The organism is Pseudomonas pergaminensis (genome assembly GCF_024112395.2).
In the GTDB taxonomy this organism is placed as follows: Bacteria; Pseudomonadota; Gammaproteobacteria; order Pseudomonadales; family Pseudomonadaceae; genus Aquipseudomonas; species Aquipseudomonas pergaminensis.
The window spans coordinates 5,497,402-5,515,253 of sequence record NZ_CP078013.2; the positions used below are offsets into that span (position 1 = coordinate 5,497,402).

18 protein-coding genes and 1 pseudogene are annotated in these 17,852 nt (G+C 59.8%); 13 read left to right on the top strand and 6 right to left on the bottom strand.

The features are described from left to right. Nucleotides 1–4 precede the first annotated feature (4 nt). Nucleotides 5–640 carry a LysE family translocator gene (locus tag KUA23_RS24995; RefSeq protein ID WP_100492179.1) on the bottom strand — a complete coding sequence of 212 codons (636 nt, stop codon included), beginning with the start codon at nt 638–640 and terminating at the stop codon, nt 5–7. Between the two features lie 157 nt (nt 641–797). Between KUA23_RS24995 and KUA23_RS25000 the strand changes: the two genes are divergently transcribed. From KUA23_RS25000 to KUA23_RS25015, 4 genes are all read left to right on the top strand, one after another. Next, nucleotides 798–1,169, top strand: coding sequence for a PH domain-containing protein (locus KUA23_RS25000; RefSeq protein ID WP_098467339.1), 372 nt, complete (start codon nt 798–800; stop codon nt 1,167–1,169). A gap of 243 nt (nt 1,170–1,412) precedes the next feature. Next, nucleotides 1,413–2,567, top strand: coding sequence for an S-type pyocin domain-containing protein (locus KUA23_RS25005; protein ID WP_252993011.1), 1,155 nt, complete (start codon nt 1,413–1,415; stop codon nt 2,565–2,567). Nucleotides 2,568–2,574: 7 nt separating this feature from the next. Continuing rightward, nucleotides 2,575–2,832 carry a colicin E3-like toxin immunity protein gene (locus KUA23_RS25010; RefSeq protein WP_025858514.1) on the top strand — a complete coding sequence of 86 codons (258 nt, stop codon included), beginning with the start codon at nt 2,575–2,577 and terminating at the stop codon, nt 2,830–2,832. Nucleotides 2,833–2,856: 24 nt separating this feature from the next. Further along, entirely contained in the window at nt 2,857–3,480 is a 624-nt protein-coding gene (locus tag KUA23_RS25015; RefSeq protein ID WP_078050113.1) for a DUF3916 domain-containing protein, read from the top strand. Here the strand turns inward: KUA23_RS25015 and KUA23_RS25020 are convergent. Further along, complete coding sequence (locus tag KUA23_RS25020; RefSeq protein WP_252993012.1) at nt 3,477–4,049, bottom strand: hypothetical protein; 573 nt, start codon at nt 4,047–4,049, stop codon at nt 3,477–3,479. The genes KUA23_RS25015 and KUA23_RS25020 overlap by 4 nt on opposite strands. Before the next feature lie 262 nt (nt 4,050–4,311). Here KUA23_RS25020 and KUA23_RS30465 point away from each other — a divergent pair. After that, nucleotides 4,312–4,424 (top strand): annotated as a pseudogene (locus KUA23_RS30465) (sulfatase); the annotation flags it as partial. Here KUA23_RS30465 and KUA23_RS25025 read toward each other — a convergent pair. Further along, nucleotides 4,425–4,799, bottom strand: a complete 375-nt coding sequence (locus tag KUA23_RS25025; protein ID WP_078050115.1) for a c-type cytochrome — start codon at nt 4,797–4,799, stop codon at nt 4,425–4,427. 183 nt (nt 4,800–4,982) lie between these two features. Here KUA23_RS25025 and KUA23_RS25030 point away from each other — a divergent pair, with 183 nt between their 5' ends. The 3 genes from KUA23_RS25030 (at nt 4,983) to KUA23_RS25040 (ending at nt 8,414) form a co-directional block, all read left to right on the top strand. Next, entirely contained in the window at nt 4,983–5,363 is a 381-nt protein-coding gene (locus tag KUA23_RS25030) for a response regulator (RefSeq protein ID WP_078050116.1), read from the top strand. A gap of 196 nt (nt 5,364–5,559) precedes the next feature. Further along, nucleotides 5,560–6,174 (top strand): biliverdin-producing heme oxygenase, encoded by a 615-nt coding sequence (locus tag KUA23_RS25035; protein WP_099494221.1) that lies wholly within the window; start codon nt 5,560–5,562, stop codon nt 6,172–6,174. After that, nucleotides 6,171–8,414: an ATP-binding protein gene (locus KUA23_RS25040; RefSeq protein WP_252993013.1), complete on the top strand. Its 2,244-nt coding sequence runs from the start codon at nt 6,171–6,173 to the stop codon at nt 8,412–8,414. The genes KUA23_RS25035 and KUA23_RS25040 overlap by 4 nt, the downstream gene beginning before the upstream one ends. An 838-nt stretch (nt 8,415–9,252) precedes the next feature. On the opposite strand, the gene KUA23_RS25045 is transcribed toward KUA23_RS25040, so the two are convergent. Both KUA23_RS25045 and KUA23_RS25050 read right to left on the bottom strand, forming a co-directional pair. Next, on the bottom strand, nt 9,253–10,572 hold the full coding sequence (locus KUA23_RS25045; protein WP_252993014.1) for a sensor histidine kinase: 1,320 nt from the start codon (nt 10,570–10,572) through the stop codon (nt 9,253–9,255). Continuing rightward, nucleotides 10,569–11,279 carry a response regulator gene (locus KUA23_RS25050; RefSeq protein ID WP_078050120.1) on the bottom strand — a complete coding sequence of 237 codons (711 nt, stop codon included), beginning with the start codon at nt 11,277–11,279 and terminating at the stop codon, nt 10,569–10,571. Before KUA23_RS25050 ends, KUA23_RS25045 begins: the two co-directional genes overlap by 4 nt. Nucleotides 11,280–11,443: 164 nt before the next feature. On the opposite strand from KUA23_RS25050, the gene KUA23_RS25055 reads away from it, so the two are divergent. The 4 genes from KUA23_RS25055 (at nt 11,444) to KUA23_RS25070 (ending at nt 15,723) form a co-directional block, all read left to right on the top strand. After that, nucleotides 11,444–12,232 (top strand): MlaA family lipoprotein, encoded by a 789-nt coding sequence (locus tag KUA23_RS25055; RefSeq protein ID WP_078050121.1) that lies wholly within the window; start codon nt 11,444–11,446, stop codon nt 12,230–12,232. Between the two features lie 130 nt (nt 12,233–12,362). Beyond that, the gene (locus KUA23_RS25060; protein ID WP_252993015.1) at nt 12,363–12,569 is read left to right on the top strand and encodes a hypothetical protein; all 207 of its coding nucleotides are present in this window, start codon (nt 12,363–12,365) and stop codon (nt 12,567–12,569) included. A gap of 110 nt (nt 12,570–12,679) precedes the next feature. Continuing rightward, the gene (locus KUA23_RS25065) at nt 12,680–14,569 is read left to right on the top strand and encodes an alkaline phosphatase D family protein (RefSeq protein WP_252993016.1); all 1,890 of its coding nucleotides are present in this window, start codon (nt 12,680–12,682) and stop codon (nt 14,567–14,569) included. A 140-nt stretch (nt 14,570–14,709) separates the two neighbouring features. After that, entirely contained in the window at nt 14,710–15,723 is a 1,014-nt protein-coding gene (locus KUA23_RS25070; RefSeq protein WP_252993017.1) for a diguanylate cyclase, read from the top strand. A 12-nt stretch (nt 15,724–15,735) separates the two neighbouring features. Here the strand turns inward: KUA23_RS25070 and KUA23_RS25075 are convergent, their stop codons facing one another. Beyond that, the gene (locus tag KUA23_RS25075; RefSeq protein ID WP_078050125.1) at nt 15,736–16,764 is read right to left on the bottom strand and encodes an amino acid ABC transporter substrate-binding protein; all 1,029 of its coding nucleotides are present in this window, start codon (nt 16,762–16,764) and stop codon (nt 15,736–15,738) included. Between the two features lie 144 nt (nt 16,765–16,908). Here KUA23_RS25075 and KUA23_RS25080 point away from each other — a divergent pair, with 144 nt between their 5' ends. Beyond that, a complete protein-coding gene (locus tag KUA23_RS25080) occupies nt 16,909–17,802 on the top strand; it encodes a LysR substrate-binding domain-containing protein (RefSeq protein ID WP_252993018.1) in 894 nt (297 codons plus the stop codon). Nucleotides 17,803–17,852 lie beyond the last annotated feature (50 nt).

Below are 17,852 nucleotides of genomic sequence, written 5' to 3' on the forward strand. Positions count from 1 at the left end.
CGCCCTACCGCCGCCCTTCCACCGCCATCCGCACCGCCAGCCCCATCAGCACCGACCCCATCAGCCAGCGCTGCACCACCTGCCAACCCGGCCGGGTGACGAAAAACACCGCGATCGAACCCGCCATCGTGGCAATCATCGCGTTGACACTCACGCTGATAAAAATCTGCGTAAAGCCCAGCACCAGGGATTGCGCCAGCACACTGCCATGGCCGTTCGGAACGATGAACTGCGGCAGCAACGACAAATACATCACCGCCACCTTGGGGTTGAGCAGGTTGGTCACCAGGCCCATGGTGAACAGCTTGCGCGGGCTGTCCTTGGGCAAGTCCCGCACCTGGAACGGCGAGCGCCCGCCCGGCCGTATGGCCTGCCAAGCCATGTAGGCCAGGTACAACGCACCGCCGAAGCGCAGCGCGTCATAGGCAAACGGCACCGCCATGACCAAGGCCGTGATCCCCAAGGCCGCGCACACCATGTAGACCAAAAAACCCAACGCCACGCCGCCCAGGGAAATCAGCCCGGCCGTGCGCCCCTGGCAAATCGACCGCGAGATGAGGTAAATCATGTTCGGCCCGGGCGTGAGCACCATGCCGAGTGAGATCAGCGCATAGGCCAGCCAGCTGGATACTTCAGGCATTGTTCGGCTCCTTGATCGTTTCTCTGTCGACGTGAAACATTTGGCCAACGTTGTAGGCTTGGATGCCATGGTAGGGCGTTCAAAATGCGCGCGTTAGATACAGATCCGCGAGCAAAACGTCATACACCCACCGCACCACTCACCCAAGGGCAGGCCCATGATCGACTTCAACAACAAAGGCTTCTTCAAGCTCAAGCAAAACAACGAATACGCCGAACGCGTCTCGGCCCTGCTGCTCGACGGTGAGGAAGTGGTCGACGCCTACAAGGCCATGCGTGACGGCGTGGTATTTACCACCAAGCGGATTATTGCGGTGAACGTTCAGGGCATTACCGGCAGCAAGAAGGACTTCACGTCGCTGCCGTATAAAAACATCGTGGCGTATTCGGTGGAGACGTCCGGGACGTTTGATCTGGACTCGGAGTTGGAGATTTACTTTTCGTCGTTGGGGAAGGTGAAATTTGAGTTCACGGGGAAGACGTCGATTGTGGAAATCTCACGGTTAATTTCCAAGCATCTGCTGGGCTGATCGGCGGGCAAAAAAAGACCTTGGCGTCTCGAGGTCTTTCTTAGTGCATGCAATGCTGATTCACCGGATGTACACCTGCCCTTGTAGGCGCTGGCTTGCCAGCGATGACGCCAGTCCCAGCGCCATCAATCTGTTCGGCAATAACCTGCTGATTTTTCCCACAATCACCATCGAATAAAGCCGACATCGGGTTCCGACACCCCTCTCGTAGGCTCACTCCTCACACAAGGAAGTGAGCCCGTCATGTCAGAGCGCTTTTACCCACCCACCGAAGAAGACTTACGCAAACGACGGATCCTGACCCCGCCGCCATCGCGTTTGCCGTATTCGCCATCTATTGATTATTTCGAGCCATCCCCTGCCCCGGTACCCACGCTAGCCAAACCTTGCGGCTGCGTTTTCATCAAGCCCTGCCAACTGCCTGACGGCATCACCCATTACTACAACCCAGCCGGGTATGTCCCGTTGGAACTCATCAAGGAGTACGCCCATGTAAGCCTGCTGGGTGGACGTGAGGTGGACAGCCGGGGCGCAGTTGCCTTGCGCAAGATCAGCGGCAGCACATTGCCCGCTGGCCTCGGCCAGTTGGCGTTGCGTTCGGCGGTTTTGGAGTCGGCAGCCACTGCCGTCGGTTCTGTCGCCAGTGGTCTATTGACGGGGTTGGTGGCGCTGGCCTGGCCGTCGGAACTGGGTGACAGCGCGCTCTACAGCGAAGAGCAATTGCGTTCGATGCAACGGGCGCGGTCGCAGATGCGGTTGCATATTGAGCAAAGCGAGGACGGAACGCTCAAGGGGTATGGGTTTTACACGGGTAACCATGCCGATTGGCAGATGATTGATGTGGTGCAGTTTCAAAGCCGTGGCGATCAGTTTGTGGCGGAATTGGACGAGGGCGTGGAGCTGATCTGGACGCCCGCCGTTGATCCAAGTGACACGCTGGGTATTCCAGCCTTGGAGGCTGCGCCGCAGGCTCCGGTGATCTGGATTTATCCGCCGACGGAGAAGGCCGCGCAGATTCTGGTGAACCCGATTTATCCCCCGGAGTATCGGGATTTTATTCTGGTGTTCCCGGTGGAATCGGGGGTTCGGCCGCTGTATGTGGTGGTCAGTGTCAAGGCTGGGGATCACAAGTACCACAAGGCACCTAATACCGAACAAATAACTGGCTTTGCAGGCCTGATCAAAGCAAAACCCATGACTCCCAGACAGGGAGGCGCCGGGTTAAGAGAGCGTTGGATTGAGGAAAAAGGCCGGAGAATCTATGAGTGGGACTCTCAACATGGAGAGCTGGAAGTTTATCTAGCAAGTGATGGGAGCCATTTAGGTGCGTTCAGCCACGTAACCGGCGAGCAACTAAAAGGACCGAAGAAAAAACGAAATATCAGAAGATACCTGTGAGGTCTACATGGGACTAAAAGTGAGATTGGAATGGTTCGACAGAACCACACAGCAGCTACGTGGCGCGGAGGACTCGGCAGATATGGGAGACGATTACTCCGCGATTTCCGAGCTTGGATTGTCGACAGCCGAAGATGTCAATAACGGGATGTTTGAGCTGCGGAGGGAGTGGCTACCACTGATACAGGCACGTTTTTCTCATGAAATTGCTCTTTTAGAAAGCGACTACTTCATCGCGTTTGATTACGAAGATGCAAACGAATAACACAAACTCCGAGAATTCAGCTTAATGCGCAGACTGTCACTCACAAACAAAAAACTCCGCAACATCCCCAGGCACCTCAGAGCTCTGACCCGCTGGGCAGACAGCTTCGAAGGCTGTTTTTACGAAGAGTTACCGCTGCGACCCGACTATATAAACCTAAAAATCCCAGTTATTGAAAACCTTGTTGAAGGCAATCAAACCACACCGGAAATTCTGGCGCATTGCGCTCAACAGATGATCAAGGTTGCAGGTCACTTGGTTGAAGCACGATCAGACGGTGACCCTGAGTGCTGGATTGTCGCCTGTATCATGGTCCCGGACATGTTCTCAAGCCGAGTCTGTGTCTACACCGACAAAGCCCGCCTTCTCGGCCACACCCAGCCCTTTGACTACGAGTACTTTCGCCAAACACGCATCATCGGCCGAAGCCTTGCCCGCGAATGGGGGTTGGTCGTTCCGCCGGGCCTCCACGAAGTTGGCTTTCACTTCATCCACGAGGACGAAGACGGAACCGTCTTCGAGTCAGAGCATTGGTACTTCGGCGAAGTCAGCACGACCGATGAAGACCCTGGCGCAGAGCGCTGGAAGTATCAAACCTTCAGGTCCTTCCAAGCACAGCATCCACATTTGTTTGGTCCGTCCACTTAGCTCGCCTTCATCTCACTCCCCGCCCCACCAATCAACACACGATTCCCCGGATCCGTAATATCAAACACCTGCAGCGCACACGCCGAAGGCTCCAGCTTGAACTGAAACTCCACCAGGTACACCTTTGCCTTCTCCGGGCTGAAGGTGCTCATCACCGGCCCACAGCTGTAGTAAGCCCCGTTGCCCCGGTTGTTCGCCGTGCTGGCGACGGTGAGTTGCTTGCCAGGGTCAGCTTGGATTTCCAGCTGTGGAAAACGCTTGAACCCTGCACTGGCAACGGTCTGGTTGAGCTTGGCGATCCAGTTGAAGACGCGGCCTTCGCCAGTGTCCATCACGGTGCCGAGGGTTTCCATGCGCTGGTCAGGGTCGCCTTCGCGGCGGATCGAGAATTCCACGGGGGCGGTGCCGCCGTAGGCTTTCATGATGACTTTGGCGTGCTCTGCATCCACGGCCACGGTTTTCTGGCGAAGTTGGACGCCGTCCTTGAACAGGCTGGGCGATGAATCGCGTTGGTTGGATTGGCAGGCGCCCAGTGAGAGGGCGATGCAGAGCAGCGCGATGCGTTTCATGGGGATGTCCTTATCGGTAGTGAGAGTGATGACTGGACCCGAGTTTAAACAGATTGTTCCGCACTGGAACCAGGGCCCGTGGGACTAAAAGAAGGCAGCGCTGCAAGCGTCGTGGCTAGGTAGGCCTACCGAGGTGATCCCATCGCAGCCTCGCCGGGACTCGACAGCTCCCACATTGGATCGGTATCGCAGCGGAAATGGCTTCGCTGCCCACAGGGGGAACGTTGAGGGCGTTGGTGACCAGGTTGTGGAACGCCATGGTCCGCGAGAGGACGTCGCCGCGCAGCACCCCAAGGAGTTTCAGCGCCTGCAGGGACTGGCGCGAGGACTGCATGAGACTGCACGGTTGAGCTGTTCAGGAATGTGCTCGATTGATTATTTGGGCTGGAACGTTTCGAGGTACGCCAGGATGTTTTCAATTTTTTCCTGGTCACTGATGCCCCAGAAGATCATGCGCGTGCCGCTCACCACTTTTTTTGGTGCCTCGATATAGGCGGCGAGTTTGTCGCGGGTCCAGACCACACCGGAGTTTTTCATTGCGTCGGAATACTGGTAGTCGGTGGTAGTGCCGGCGGGCCGGCCGATGATGCCGTTAAGTTGCGGGCCGAAGCCACCGCGTGCGCCTTCACCGATGCTGTGACAGCCGCCGCAGGTCTTGGCGAAGAGCTTGCCGCCCGCCTCCGCATCGCCCGCGGCAATAGCTGAGTGGGTGTTGAGTAACAGGACGAGGGCGAGTAATGCGTACTTCATGATGGCTCCGCATCGGGCAAGGAGGGGCCAATTATGCCTGGATCCGCTGCACCGCGTCGCTCAAGGAAACGCTCTGGAAAGCGCTCCAGGACGACCATCCATCGCCCCTATAAACATCTAATCGAACCTATTCCAGCCCATTCCACTCCACCTTACTGAATCCCTGATGGAGGAGTAAGGATCATGGCTCAGCCATCGATTTTGGTACTGGAAGACGACGAAATCATTCGCGCGTTAATGGTGGACGTACTGGAAGATTTCGGTGCAGTCGTTACGTCTTTTCCTTCGGCGGATGAGGGGATGATTTACTTGGAGCGGGCCGATGATCCAGTCGACCTGATTGTCAGCGATATCCAGATGCCGGGCCTGCTCAATGGCTATGACCTGAGCAAAGTGGTGGCCCATCGCTGGCCAACGGTGCCAGTGGTGCTGACCTCAGGCAATACCAAGCTGGCGGCGCAATTGGGCGGCTCGGTGCGGTTTTTGCCCAAGCCGTGGAGCACTGAGCATCTGATTGAGTGCGTACAAACGGCATTGACCCAACAAGGCTTGTCCATGCACTGATAGCGTCGCGATATCACTTAAACCGAACTTCGTGGTGCCATTTAAGGTCATTACTGGGAGCAAGGAGCGACTTTTCTGATCCGCTGGTCAGCCTTTTCGCCCTGTGCGTTCAGATGATGGCCATGAGTTGTGTAGAATCGTCGCCCATTTCCACGCGTCATTCATGGCCGAGAGGCCCACAGTTCGAGCTTATTGAATGCATTCACAGGCCCATGACGTCGGTGCGCCCTCATTGCTGGAAGCGTTGCGCACAGGCACGGCCCTGCTGCACGTGGCGTTGGAAAAGCGCTTGCCGTTTTTTTCCGAGCGCCTGGATACCGACTGGTACCAACGCTTGCTTCAAGCGTATTACGGCTTTTATGCGCCGATGGAAGCAGCCCTGTACGAATGTGATTTGATCCCCGAAGGCTTCGACCGGGTGCTGCGTGTGAAAACGCCCACCCTGGTGAACGACCTTCGCGCCCTCGGCCTGAATGACCACGCCATCAACGCCCTGCCCCGCTGCGCCAACCTGCCTGTCCTGAATACACCCGCTGCCTTGCTCGGTGCGCTCTATGTGCTCGAAGGCGCGACCTTGGGTGGCCAGGTGCTGCGCCGGGAAATGACCCAGCGCCTTGGTGTGAACGCCGACAACGGCGGTGCGTTTCTTGACGTGTATGGCGCCGAGACAGGGCGGCGCTGGAAAGACTTTCTCGACTATCTGGGCCGCCAACCGCTCGACGCTGACGACAAACAGCGCGCGGTGATTGCAGCCTGTTCGACATTCAGCTGCTTTGAGCAATGGCTCGACGGCCAGGAGGTACTGCTATGAAACCCGAAGATTTTGAAGAGCTGCTTGCCAACTGCGCCGACGAGCCAATCCGCTTTCCGGGGGCGATCCAACCCCACGGTGTGCTGCTGACATTATCGGAGCCAGACCTGAAGTTCATCCAGGTCAGCACCAACGTCGGCATGCTGTTCGGCCATGCGCCCGAGGCGTTGCTGGGCCAGCCGCTGCACGTACTGGTAGGCGCCGAACACGCCAAGGCCGTTGCCGCCATGGCCGAACACAACACGTTTTTCGATGCCCCACCGTTGCACGTCACGTTTAACGGCGCAGAGTTCGAAGGCCTGCTGCACCGCCATCAAGGTGTGCTGGTGCTGGAATTCGAGCCACGACTGAAAGACTTCCGTCCACGGGCACTGAACGGCCGCACCAGTGACCTGGGCAAGATGCTGCAACGTTTGCAGTCGGCGAAAACCCTGCAAGCGCTGTACGAAATCAGCGTGACTGAAATCCAGGCCATGACTGGCTACGACCGCGTGCTCATTTACCGTTTCGAAGACGAAGGCCATGGCCAGGTGATCGCCGAAGCGTCGGCGCCGTCCATGGAACTGTTCAACGGGCTGTTCTTCCCTGCGTCCGACATCCCCGAGCAGGCCCGTGAGCTGTATCGCACCAACTGGCTGCGCATCATCCCGAATGCGGCCTATGAGCCGGTGCCCCTGCTGCCCAAGCTGCGCCCGGACACCGGCCAACCGTTAGACTTGAGCTTCGCCACGTTGCGCAGCGTGTCGCCGATTCACTGCCAGTACATGCAGAACATGGGCGTGCAGTCGTCCATGAGCATCTCGCTGATGAAGGGCGACAAACTCTGGGGCCTGATCAGCTGCGGCAACCGCGAACCGCTGCTGGTGCCGAATGACCTGCGCACGGCCTGCCAGACCATCGGCCAGGTGCTGTCGTTGCAGATCAGCGCCATGGAAGCACTGGACCTGAGCCGTCAACGCGAGGAGAAAGTCGAGGCCCTGGCCCGCCTGGATAAGGCCATGAAGGCGTCAGAAGAAAACGTGTTCGACGGCCTGGCCCAGCAACCGCAATTGCTGATGGACCTGACCCTGTCCGGCGGCGTGGCGATCATCGAAGACAAGCAACTGCATCGCTACGGCAACTGCCCGGAACCGGCGCAGATCCGTGCGCTGCACAAGTGGCTGCAGGAAGGCGGCGAGCCGGTTTTTTCCAGCCACAACCTGGCCTCGGTCTACCCGCCGGCCGCCGAGTTCCAGCAGGTCGCCAGCGGCGTGTTGGCCATGAGCTTGCCCAAGCCTGTGGATAACGGCGTGCTGTGGTTCCGTCCGGAAGTCAAAGAGAACATCAACTGGAGCGGCGACCCGAAAAAGCCACTGGACCTGGAAAACTCCGACGCCGGCCTACGCCTTCGCCCACGCACCTCGTTTGAAATCTGGAAGGTGGAAATGGCCGGCATCTCCACCAAGTGGAGCCACGGCGACCGCTTCGCCGCCAACGACCTGCGCCGCTCCGCGCTGGAAAACGACCTGGCCCGCCAGGTGCTGCGCGAGCAACAGGCCGTGCGCGCCCGCGATGAGCTGGTGGCGGTGGTGTCCCACGACCTGCGTAACCCGATGACCGTGATCTCCATGCTTTGCGGCATGATGCAAAAGGCCTTCAGTTCCGATGGCCCACACACTTCGCGGCGGATTTCCTCGGCCATCGACACCATGCAACAGGCCGCCGGGCGTATGAACGTGCTGCTGGAAGACTTGCTCGACACCTCGAAAATCGAGGCCGGACGCTATGTGGTCAAGCCCGTGGCGCTCGATGTAAGCCAGATGTTTGAAGAGGCGTACTCGCTGCTCGCACCACTGGCGATGGAGAAAGGCATCGACCTTTCTTTCAACGCCGAGCCTGGCCTGCAGATCAATGGCGACCCAGAGCGTCTGTTCCAGGTGCTGTCGAACCTGATCGGCAACGCGATCAAGTTCACGCCGCGCCAGGGCAATATTGGCATCAGTGCGATGAGCAACGGCGAAGAGATTGTCTTCTCGGTGCGTGACTCCGGCGAGGGTATTGCGCCGGAACAACTGCCGCACGTGTTTGATCGGTATTGGACCCAGGCGGAAAACAACCCGACCGGCAGTGGGCTGGGGTTGTATATCACGCAAGGTATTGTCCAGGCCCATGGCGGCAAGATTGTTGCCGAGAGTGAGGTGGGCCGGGGTAGTGAGTTTCGCTTTACAGTGCCGAAGGTGATTGAAGACTCGCATACCTGAGGCGGTAGAGGCGGCCTGGCAGCCGGCCGCACTCCAGCGGCTGCCCCGCGATCCAAATGTGGCAGCTGGCTTGCCTGCGAAGATGGCCTAACAGCCGACCACACTCTAACTGTCGCCCCGCGATCCAAATGTGGGAGCTGGCTTGCCTGCGAAGGCGGCCTGACAGCCGACCACACTCTAACTGTCGCCCCGCGATCCAAATGTGGGAGCTGGGTTGCCTGCGAAAGCGGCCTGACAGCCGACCACACTCTAACTGTCGCCCCGCGATCCAAATGTGGGAGCTGGCTTGCCTGCGAAAGCGGCCTGACGGCCGACCACACTCTAACTGTCGCCCCGCGATCCAAATGTGGCAGCTGGCTTGCCTGCGAAGGCGGCCTGACAGCCGACCACACTCTAACTGTCGCCCCGCGATCCAAATGTGGCAGCTGGCTTGCCTGCGAAGGCGGCCTGACAGCCGACCTGGATGTTGGATCTTACGGGGTACATATCCGTTATTTAGGTAAAGGCTGCTGTTGGTTCCGCCCTTACGGCGGCTCACTTTTGAAAAGCGCAAAAGTAAGCAAAACGCTCTTGCCCCAACACTCGGCACCTCGCCTAGGCTCGGTGTGCCCGTAATCCGACAGGTATTTGGGGGGCCGCCGCCACGCGCCATCCATGGCGCGGGGCGGCTAAACCGGCATCCCTGCCGGTTTACCCCCCAAATCCCTGTCGAATTCCGGCCAGCGTGTTTAACGGGGCGCCTGAGATCAAAAGCAGGATCAAGGTCAAGGTCAAGGTCAAGGTCAACGGCGGCTCGCTTTGCATCGTGGTTAGTGGTGGTTGCATTGCCCGGTAATCCTCACACCGGCAACACCACCACCGCCTCCAACCCTCCGCCCTGGCGTTCTGTCAGGGTTAGTGTTCCGCCGTGTTCCAGCACAATCGCCCGCGCGGTCGATAACCCCAGCCCGACACCGCCGGTGCTTTTATTGCGCGACCCTTCGAGGCGATAAAACGGCAGGAATACCTGTTCCCGATGTTCAGCCGCGATACCTGGGCCTCTATCCAGCACGCGAATGACCACCTCTCCCGACCGTTGCTGTAACTCGACCTCCGGCGCCACGCCGTAGTGGATGGCGTTGTCCATCAGGTTGGTCATCACCCGCTTGAGGCCCAGTGGTCGGCCGAAGTACACCAGGCGCGGTGGGCCACGAAAGGTGAGGTCGATGGACTGGTCGCGGTAGTCGTCGATCAGGGTTTGCAGCAATTCCGCCAGGTCCAGTTGGGTGGCTTGCTCCAGCCGGGCGTCGTCGCGGAAGAATTCCAGGGCGGTGTTGATCATGGCCTGCATTTCGTCGACGTCGCGGAACAGTCGTTGTTGCTGGTCGGCATCTTCGATGAACTCACCGCGCAGGCGCAGGCGGGTTAGCGGTGCGCGCAGGTCGTGGGAGATGGCCGCCAGCATTTGGGTACGGTCCTGGATGAAGTGCCGCAACTGCGCCTGCATGCTGTTGAACGCAAGGATCGCCTGGCGCAGTTCGTGAGGGCCCATCGGTTCGATGGGCGGCGCGCGAAAGTCGGCACCGAAGCGCCGCGCGCCCAGGGCGAAGTGCTGCAGGGGCCGAGCCAGGCGGCGGGTCGCGACCAGGGTGACCAGCGCGGTGGAGATCAGCACCAACAGCACCACGATCAGGCTGCGCGCGCCATCATCCAGCCCCCAACTGCGCGACGACGCGCTGAACATCAGCCAGGATCGGTCAGCCAATTGCACCAGTAGCGCGTAGTGGCCGTTACCGTCTGGCCAGTCAGACGGTTCGTAGGCTTCCATCGAACGCGGCGGCCCCTGCAGCAAATGCTTGAAGACCTGCTCGCCCGAATGGAAGTCCGGGTCGTCCAGCACGGGTAAACCCAATGCCTGCCGCTGGGCTGCCCACGTCACGTTGAACCCGTCATCACCCACCGCCTGTGCCAGGCGCGACCGCTGCGAGAGCTCCGAGGCCTCGACCACGCGTACCACCACGGCGATTTTTTCCAGCAAGCCGGTTTCGGTCAGCGGCGGCCGTGCCCACACGCCGGCCAATTGCACGAACAACGCGTTGAAGGCCAGCGCGGTGATCATGGCGATCAGGATGGTCAGGGCGATCCAACGGGCCACGGTGTCACGCGGGCGCAGGCTCATGAACGGGTCACGCTGGCGGTGAACTGATATCCGCCATTGCGCACCGTGCGGATCATCGCCGGGCGCTTGGTATCGAACTCCAGCTTGCGGCGCAGGCGGCTGACTTGCACGTCGATGCTGCGGTCGAACGCGTCATGGCTGTGGCCCCGTGCCAGATTCAACAGTTGCTCACGGGTCAATACGCGCTGGGGGTGCTCGGCGAACACCAGCAGCAGGTCGAACTCGCCGGAAGACAGCGGGATCATCACCTGGTCGGGCGAGCGCAACTCACGGCGCGTGAGGTCCAGCTGCCAGCCCGCGAACCGGATCAACGGGCGCGCGACCTCGCCCAGCGGCGGTCGGCTTTCACCCGCCCGGCGCAGTACGGCACGCACCCGGGCCAGCAATTCGCGTGCATCGAAGGGTTTGCTCAGGTAGTCATCGGCGCCCATTTCCAGGCCCACGACACGATCGCTGAGTTCGCCCATAGCCGTGAGCATGATCACCGGCGTGGCGTATTGCTGGCGCAGGCGCTGGCACAGCAGCAGGCCGTTATCGCCCGGCAACATCAGGTCGAGGATGATCAGGTCGGCCGGCTGGCGCTCCATCGCCGCCCACAGGTCGGCGCCAGTGGCAGCCGTCTCGACCCCATAGCCGTGTTGCAGGAAAAATTTCTTCAGCAGCGCGAGGACCTCAAGGTCATCGTCCACGATCAACAGGTTGCTCACCGGCGGTCTTCACTGGGTTGGGTCGAGGTGCCATCTAAAACCATTCGGCGCGGCGCGTCATATATTTCAATCGTGCAATAAAGCGTCAATCGCGCAATAAACCAGACATCTTTGCGCAAGGCAGCAATGCCAGGATCAGCCTCCTTTTTGCGGAGACTGTGCCCATGCGCTCGCTGACGTATCCCCAGCATTTGGCCCGCCAGGCCGTGCTGTTGCTGACGGTGTCCTACCTGACGGGCTGTGCCAGCCCGGCCCCGGTAACGCCCATCACTCGCTGCGCGCCAGTGAACGACTCGGTGTACGACCCCGCCGAACCGGTCAACCGCGGCGTGTTTGCGTTTAACCGGGCGGTGGATGACTACGCCTTGGCACCGGTGGCGCGGGGTTACCGTTACCTGCCGGACTTTTTCCAACAGGGTGTGCATAACTTCGCCAGCAACTTCAGCGAGCCGAAGGTGTTTATCAACGATCTGCTGCAAGGCAACCCACGGCGCTCGGTCAATACCCTGGGGCGTTTTGCCGTGAATACCACCGTAGGCGTGGTGGGGCTGTTCGACGTGTCGGACCGCCTGGGAATCCCACGGCACAAAGCTGACTTCGGTCAGACATTCGGCGTGTGGGGCGTGGGTAACGGGCCGATCGTGGAATTGCCATTGCTGGGCACCAGCAACAGCCGGGATGCGGCAGGCAAAGTGCTGGGCTTCCTGATTTCGCCGCTGGGGGACAGCGACACGGTGCAGACGTTGGGCACTGTCAGCCTGGTTGGCGGCACTGTCGATACGCGGGCGTCACTGTTGCCGCTGACCGACAGCCTGCAAAAACTGCCGGATTACTACAGCGCGTTACGCAACGTGGTGGCACACAATCGTGCAGCGTTTGTGCTGGAAGGCAGGGACGGGGCGGCTTCACCTGAGGCGAGCGAGTGCACAAATGGCGCGAGCGACGACTTCTGAAGCCAGCTGCGAGAGGGTTGTCATACTTTGCAGCAGGGTGTTTATAGCGGGGCCTTTTTGCGCTCTATACCGTTGGCTTTGCTTCGCCTCATTGTGCGAAGCATTTTCTAATCGCTAGCAGGAAACTCCAATGGATATCTCAAACCTCCAGACGCTGAACATCTTCCATTACTCCACGCTGCCGCAGGATGCCGGAGAGTCACAGCGCACGAAGCACAACATTGAGGACATACATTCGGAACGGAACGCCGAGGACAACAACAGTGGAGCCGCCAGTAACAACCGCAGGAAGGGCAACGGCAACACAGACAGCCTGGGAAGGGGCTACTTGCCTTAACCCGAATCATACGAAGAGCTGTGCACGGCTCTTCGTATTTCCCCCTTAACAAAACACTGACATTCACTGCGTTAATCTTGCCGGTTCATCCCGCCTGGACCTTTGCCTGCATGCCGCACCTCGACACACTGCCCGCCGTACTGGCCGGCCCACTGCTGCGACGCCTCGAACCTCGGCGCCTGGTGTTGTGGCTGGTAGGCAGTCGAGCCCTGGAATTGACCCTGACGTTGCATCTGCCAACCGAAACGCTGGAGATCACCCTTGACCAATGCCAGATCGTGCCGGTGGGGCGCCACGCCTTTATCCACCTGATCGACGTCCCGCTGGGTGATGCGCTGCCCCTGGACGTGGAGATCCCCTACGACCTGGTGTTCGACAACACCGGCATCGCCGACTGGGCACCGCACCTGCTGTATGCCAACGCGCAACTTCCAAGTTTTGTTTTGCACAGCCGTATCCATCAGTTGGTACACGGCTCCTGCCGCAAACCCCATCACAGCGCCGACGAAGGCCTGCTGTGCGTTGACCGCCTGCTGGCTGAAGCCCACACCCCGGCCGACCGCCCTGCCCTGCTGATGATGAGTGGCGACCAGGTGTACGCCGACGATGTCGCTGGGCCAATGCTGCGGGCGATCCATGCGCTGATCACACGCCTGGGCCTGTTCGATGAATACCTGGAAGGCGCCGTGGTGGACGACAGCGCCAGCCTCTATGGACACCGCGCCAGCTACTACCACCGCGCCGACTTGCTGCCGGCACTGGACAGTAACGAGACCCTGCGCGAACGCTTCTTTGGCGGAGTGAAAAAACCCATTTTCACCAGCAGTACCGCGGACAATCACCTGGTGACCTTCGCCGAAGTCATCGCGATGTATTTGCTGGTGTGGTCACCCACGCCCTGGACGCTGATCACGCCTCAAGCACCGCGACTGAGTCCTGAAGAACAGCAACGTTATGCCCGCGAACAGGCACAGATCGATACATTCCGCGACGGCCTGCCTGGCGTTGCGCGGGTGTTCGCCCACCTGTCCACCTTGATGATCTTTGATGATCACGACATCACCGACGACTGGAACCTCAGCGCCCAGTGGGAGGAAACCGCCTACGGTCACCCGTTCTCCAAGCGCATCATCGGCAATGCCCTGCTGGCCTACCTGCTGTGCCAGGGCTGGGGCAACCAGCCGGATGCATTTGGCGAACTGATCAGCCAAAGCCAGGCGCTTACCCGCCAGCCCCAGGCCAACCATCTGGATGCCGGAGCGCTGGATGAGTTGATCGAAACGCTGCTCAAGTTCCAACAATGGCATTACGTACTGCCCACCACCCCCGCCCTGGTGGTGCTCGACACCCGTACCCGGCGCTGGCGCAGCGAGTTCACCCTCAAGCAACCCTCCGGCCTGCTCGACTGGGAGGCCTTGAGCGAACTGCAACAGGAACTGCTCGACCACCCCTCGGCCATCATCGTCTCGCCCGCGCCGATCTTCGGCGTGAAGCTGATCGAGACGGTACAGAAGGTCTTCAGCTGGTGCGGCCACCCCTTGCTGGTGGATGCGGAAAACTGGATGGCCCATCGCGGCGCGGCCCAGGTGATCCTCAACATCTTCCGCCACTCGCGCACGCCGGGAAACTACGTGATCCTCTCAGGTGACGTGCACTACTCATTCGTCTACGAAGTGCTGATCCGCCATCGCAACGCCGGCCCCAGGATCTGGCAGATCACCAGCAGCGGCATCAAGAACGAATTCCCCCCAAGGCTGTTGGAATGGTTCGACCGCCTCAACCGCTGGCTCTACTCACCACGCTCGCCCCTCAACTGGTTCACCCGCCGGCGCCCCATGCAGGTAGTGCCGCATATTCCCGAGCATGCAGAAGCCGGCGAACGACTATGGAATTCGGCGGGGATTGGCCAAGTGTTTTTTAACGAACAGGGCCAGCCTGAAGCGATTTACCAGCACAACGCGGATGGTAAGGCGCAGACGAGGATGGTGGCGCCGCAATAATAGCCTATCGCCATCCACCATAAGCCGTACATCTGCCCTATTCAAAGCCACCAAGCCCCGTTGTACAGTAGCCCCAGCCACGGAGTATCGGCGTCAACAACGACACGCATTGAGCGCCTGTCCACGCAAGGAACGCGAAGATGAACGATACCTCCGACAACAATCCGTTGAAGCAAGATTTCTCTCACTTCAACGCCGACATGCTGCACACCGTTCTGGAGTTGGTCAGCGACGGGATTTGGGACTGGAACGCCAATACCGGGTTCGTCTATCGCAACCCGGGGTGGTACGAAATGCTCGGCTATCACCGCCATGCGCTGGAGAACAACGTGTTCACCTGGGAAAACGTGATCCACCCGGATGACTACCCTCAGGTGATGAAGCTGTTTGACGACTACATCCACCGCCGCGCCCCTCACTATCAAGCCGAGTACCGTTGCCGCAAGGAAGACGGCAGCTACCTGTGGATCGAAGACCGGGGCTACGTGATTGCGCGCAATGCCGACGGTTCAGTGGCGCGCATGGTCGGCGCGCACCGTGATATTCACCTCAGAAAATGCTCCGTCGAACAATTGGAACGACGCAATCAATCCCTTGAGGCCCTGGTGGCTGAACGCACGCGGGAGCTGTCGCGGGTCAATCGACAGTTACAACTTCAGTTGGATGAAAACCGCTCCTTGGCCGAGCGGGATGCCCTGACCCTGGTCGCCAACCGTTATCGCCTGGAGAAAGTGCTGCTGGAAGAGTGTAACCGTGCCCAACGCTTTCGCCTGCCGCTGACGTTGATTGCGATGGACATCGATGACTTCAAGCCGATCAATGACCGCTACGGTCATGGCGTGGGCGACCGCACGCTGGTGCAGGTGGTGGAATGCCTGGAAAGCTGTATTCGCCCCCATGACGTACTGGCCCGGTGGGGTGGCGATGAGTTTGTACTGGTGCTGCCCAAAACCTCGCTGGAGATAGCCATGGCGCTGGCAGAACGCATTTGCCAGGTGATGAGAAGGCAGCCGCACAACGGCAACCTCAAGATCACCCTCAGCCTTGGCGTGGCCGAGCGTCAAAGGGATGCCCCCCCCACAGCCCTGATGGCGCGTGCCGACCAGGCGTTGTATCGCGCCAAGGCTGCGGGCAAGGATGGGGTGTCGCAATAACACCCCTGCGGGTTATCGAACCGGCGGCGCGTACTGGATACCGCCGTTGTTCCACAGTGCATTGAGCCCGCGCTTGATCTTCAGCACGCTGCCCTGGCCGATGTTGCGCTCGAACACTTCGCCGTAGTTGCCCACCTGCTTGACGATCTGCACCACCCAATCCTTGCGCAGTTTGAGGTCCTTGCCGTATTCGCCATCAGCCCCCAGCAACCGTGCAACGTCCGGGTTCTTGGTGGTCTTGGCCTGCTCTTCGACGTTCTGCGAGGTGATGCCCATTTCCTCGGCATTGAGCATGGCGAACAGGGTCCACTTGACGATGCTGAACCACTCGTCATCGCCCTTGCGCACCAACGGCCCCAGTGGCTCCTTGGAGATCACTTCCGGCAGCACCACGAACTCGTCCGGGTGGGCCATCTTGATGCGCTGGGCATACAGGCCCGACTGGTCAGTGGTCAGCACGTCGCAACGCCCGGCTTCCAGGCCCTTGGCGCTTTCGTCGGCGGTGTCGAAGGTAATCGGCGTGTACTTCATGCCGTTGGTGCGAAAGTAATCGGAGACATTCAACTCGGTGGTGGTGCCGGCCTGAATGCACACCGTGGCCCCGTCCAGTTGCTTGGCACCGGTGACACCCAACTTGTTATTCACCAGAAAGCCGATGCCGTCGTAGTAGGTCACACCGGTGAACACCAGGCCCATGCCCGAATCACGGGAACTGGTCCACGTGGTGTTGCGAGAGATCACGTCGATCTCGCCGGACTGCAGCGCGGTGAAGCGTTCCTTGGCGGTCAATTGGGTGAACTTCACTTTTGACGCATCACCAAACACCGCCGCCGCCACCGCGTGGCACACGTCCACATCGATGCCGGTCATCTTCCCTTTACTGTCCGGCACGCCAAAGCCCGGCAGTCCATCGCTGACGCCGCATTGGATGAAGCCTTTTTTCTGGATCGCGTCCAGGGTCACACCCGCGTAGGCGGAGCTCGCCAGGCCAAGCGCGGCGGTGGCGCCCATCGCGGCCAAAGTCATTTTGAATGGGTTCATGCATGGCTCTCCCTGTCATTCCTTATTATTCGGCGCCGCACAGCCCGCGCCGGTTTATAGTGCTGCCGGGCAGTATCAACGGCTTTACACCACTGCCACAAACGACCTTTAGGCAAAGGCTCCTTCCGATTTGGAATGAACTGCATGATTTCAAAACGCTTGACCCCTTCGATGACGGCCTTGCAGTGCTTCGAAGCCGCCGCCCGTCATTTGAGCTTCACTCGCGCCGCCGAAGAGCTGCACCTGACCCAGAGTGCAGTCAGCAAGCAGGTGGCGCAGTTGGAAGAGATGCTCTGCCACAACCTGTTCGAACGGGTGCGCCAGCGCTTGTACCTGTCGCCGGCGGGGTCGTTGTACCTGGCCGAAGTGCACAAGATCCTCACCCAAGTGGACATCTCCAGCCGCTATATCCTCACCTATGGCGGCGAAACCGAAGTGCTGCGCATCGCCACCCAACCGACCTTCGGCGACCGTTGGCTGGTGCCCAAGCTCAAGGATTTCGCGGCGAAACACCCGAACATCCACTTGGATGTGCGCAACGAACTGGAGCCCTTCGATGTGCTGCAGGCCAAGGCCGATATCGCGTTTTTCTTCGGCCAGGGCTCATGGCCGGGGGCGACGTGCATCGAACTGTTCCGTGAGGCGGTGGTGCCGGTGTGTGCACCGGGGTTTGTGGCCGAGGGCAGCGATGCTTCCTCACGCCACACCTTGCTGCAATGCACCTCGCGCCCGGAAGCCTGGCACGAATGGTTCCTGGAACAGGGGCTGCACTCGCAGAACAGCTACCACGGACCGCGCTTCGACACGTTCTATATGTGTATTCGCGCGGCGCAATCGGGCTATGGCGTGGCGTTGGTGCCGCAGTACCTGGTGGCCGAAGAACTGGCACAGGGCAGCCTGATGATTCCATGGGACTACGCGATGCCCAGCAGCGGCGCGCACTTTATCGCTCACGCCGAACATGCAGGCGAGATTCCCAAGGTGAAGGCGTTCCTGAACTGGATGGTGGAGTACATCCGCGCACATCCCGACTTTTAATAATGACCCGGCGACTTTATTTCGTTTGCGGCAAGGGCGGGCGCCCGGCT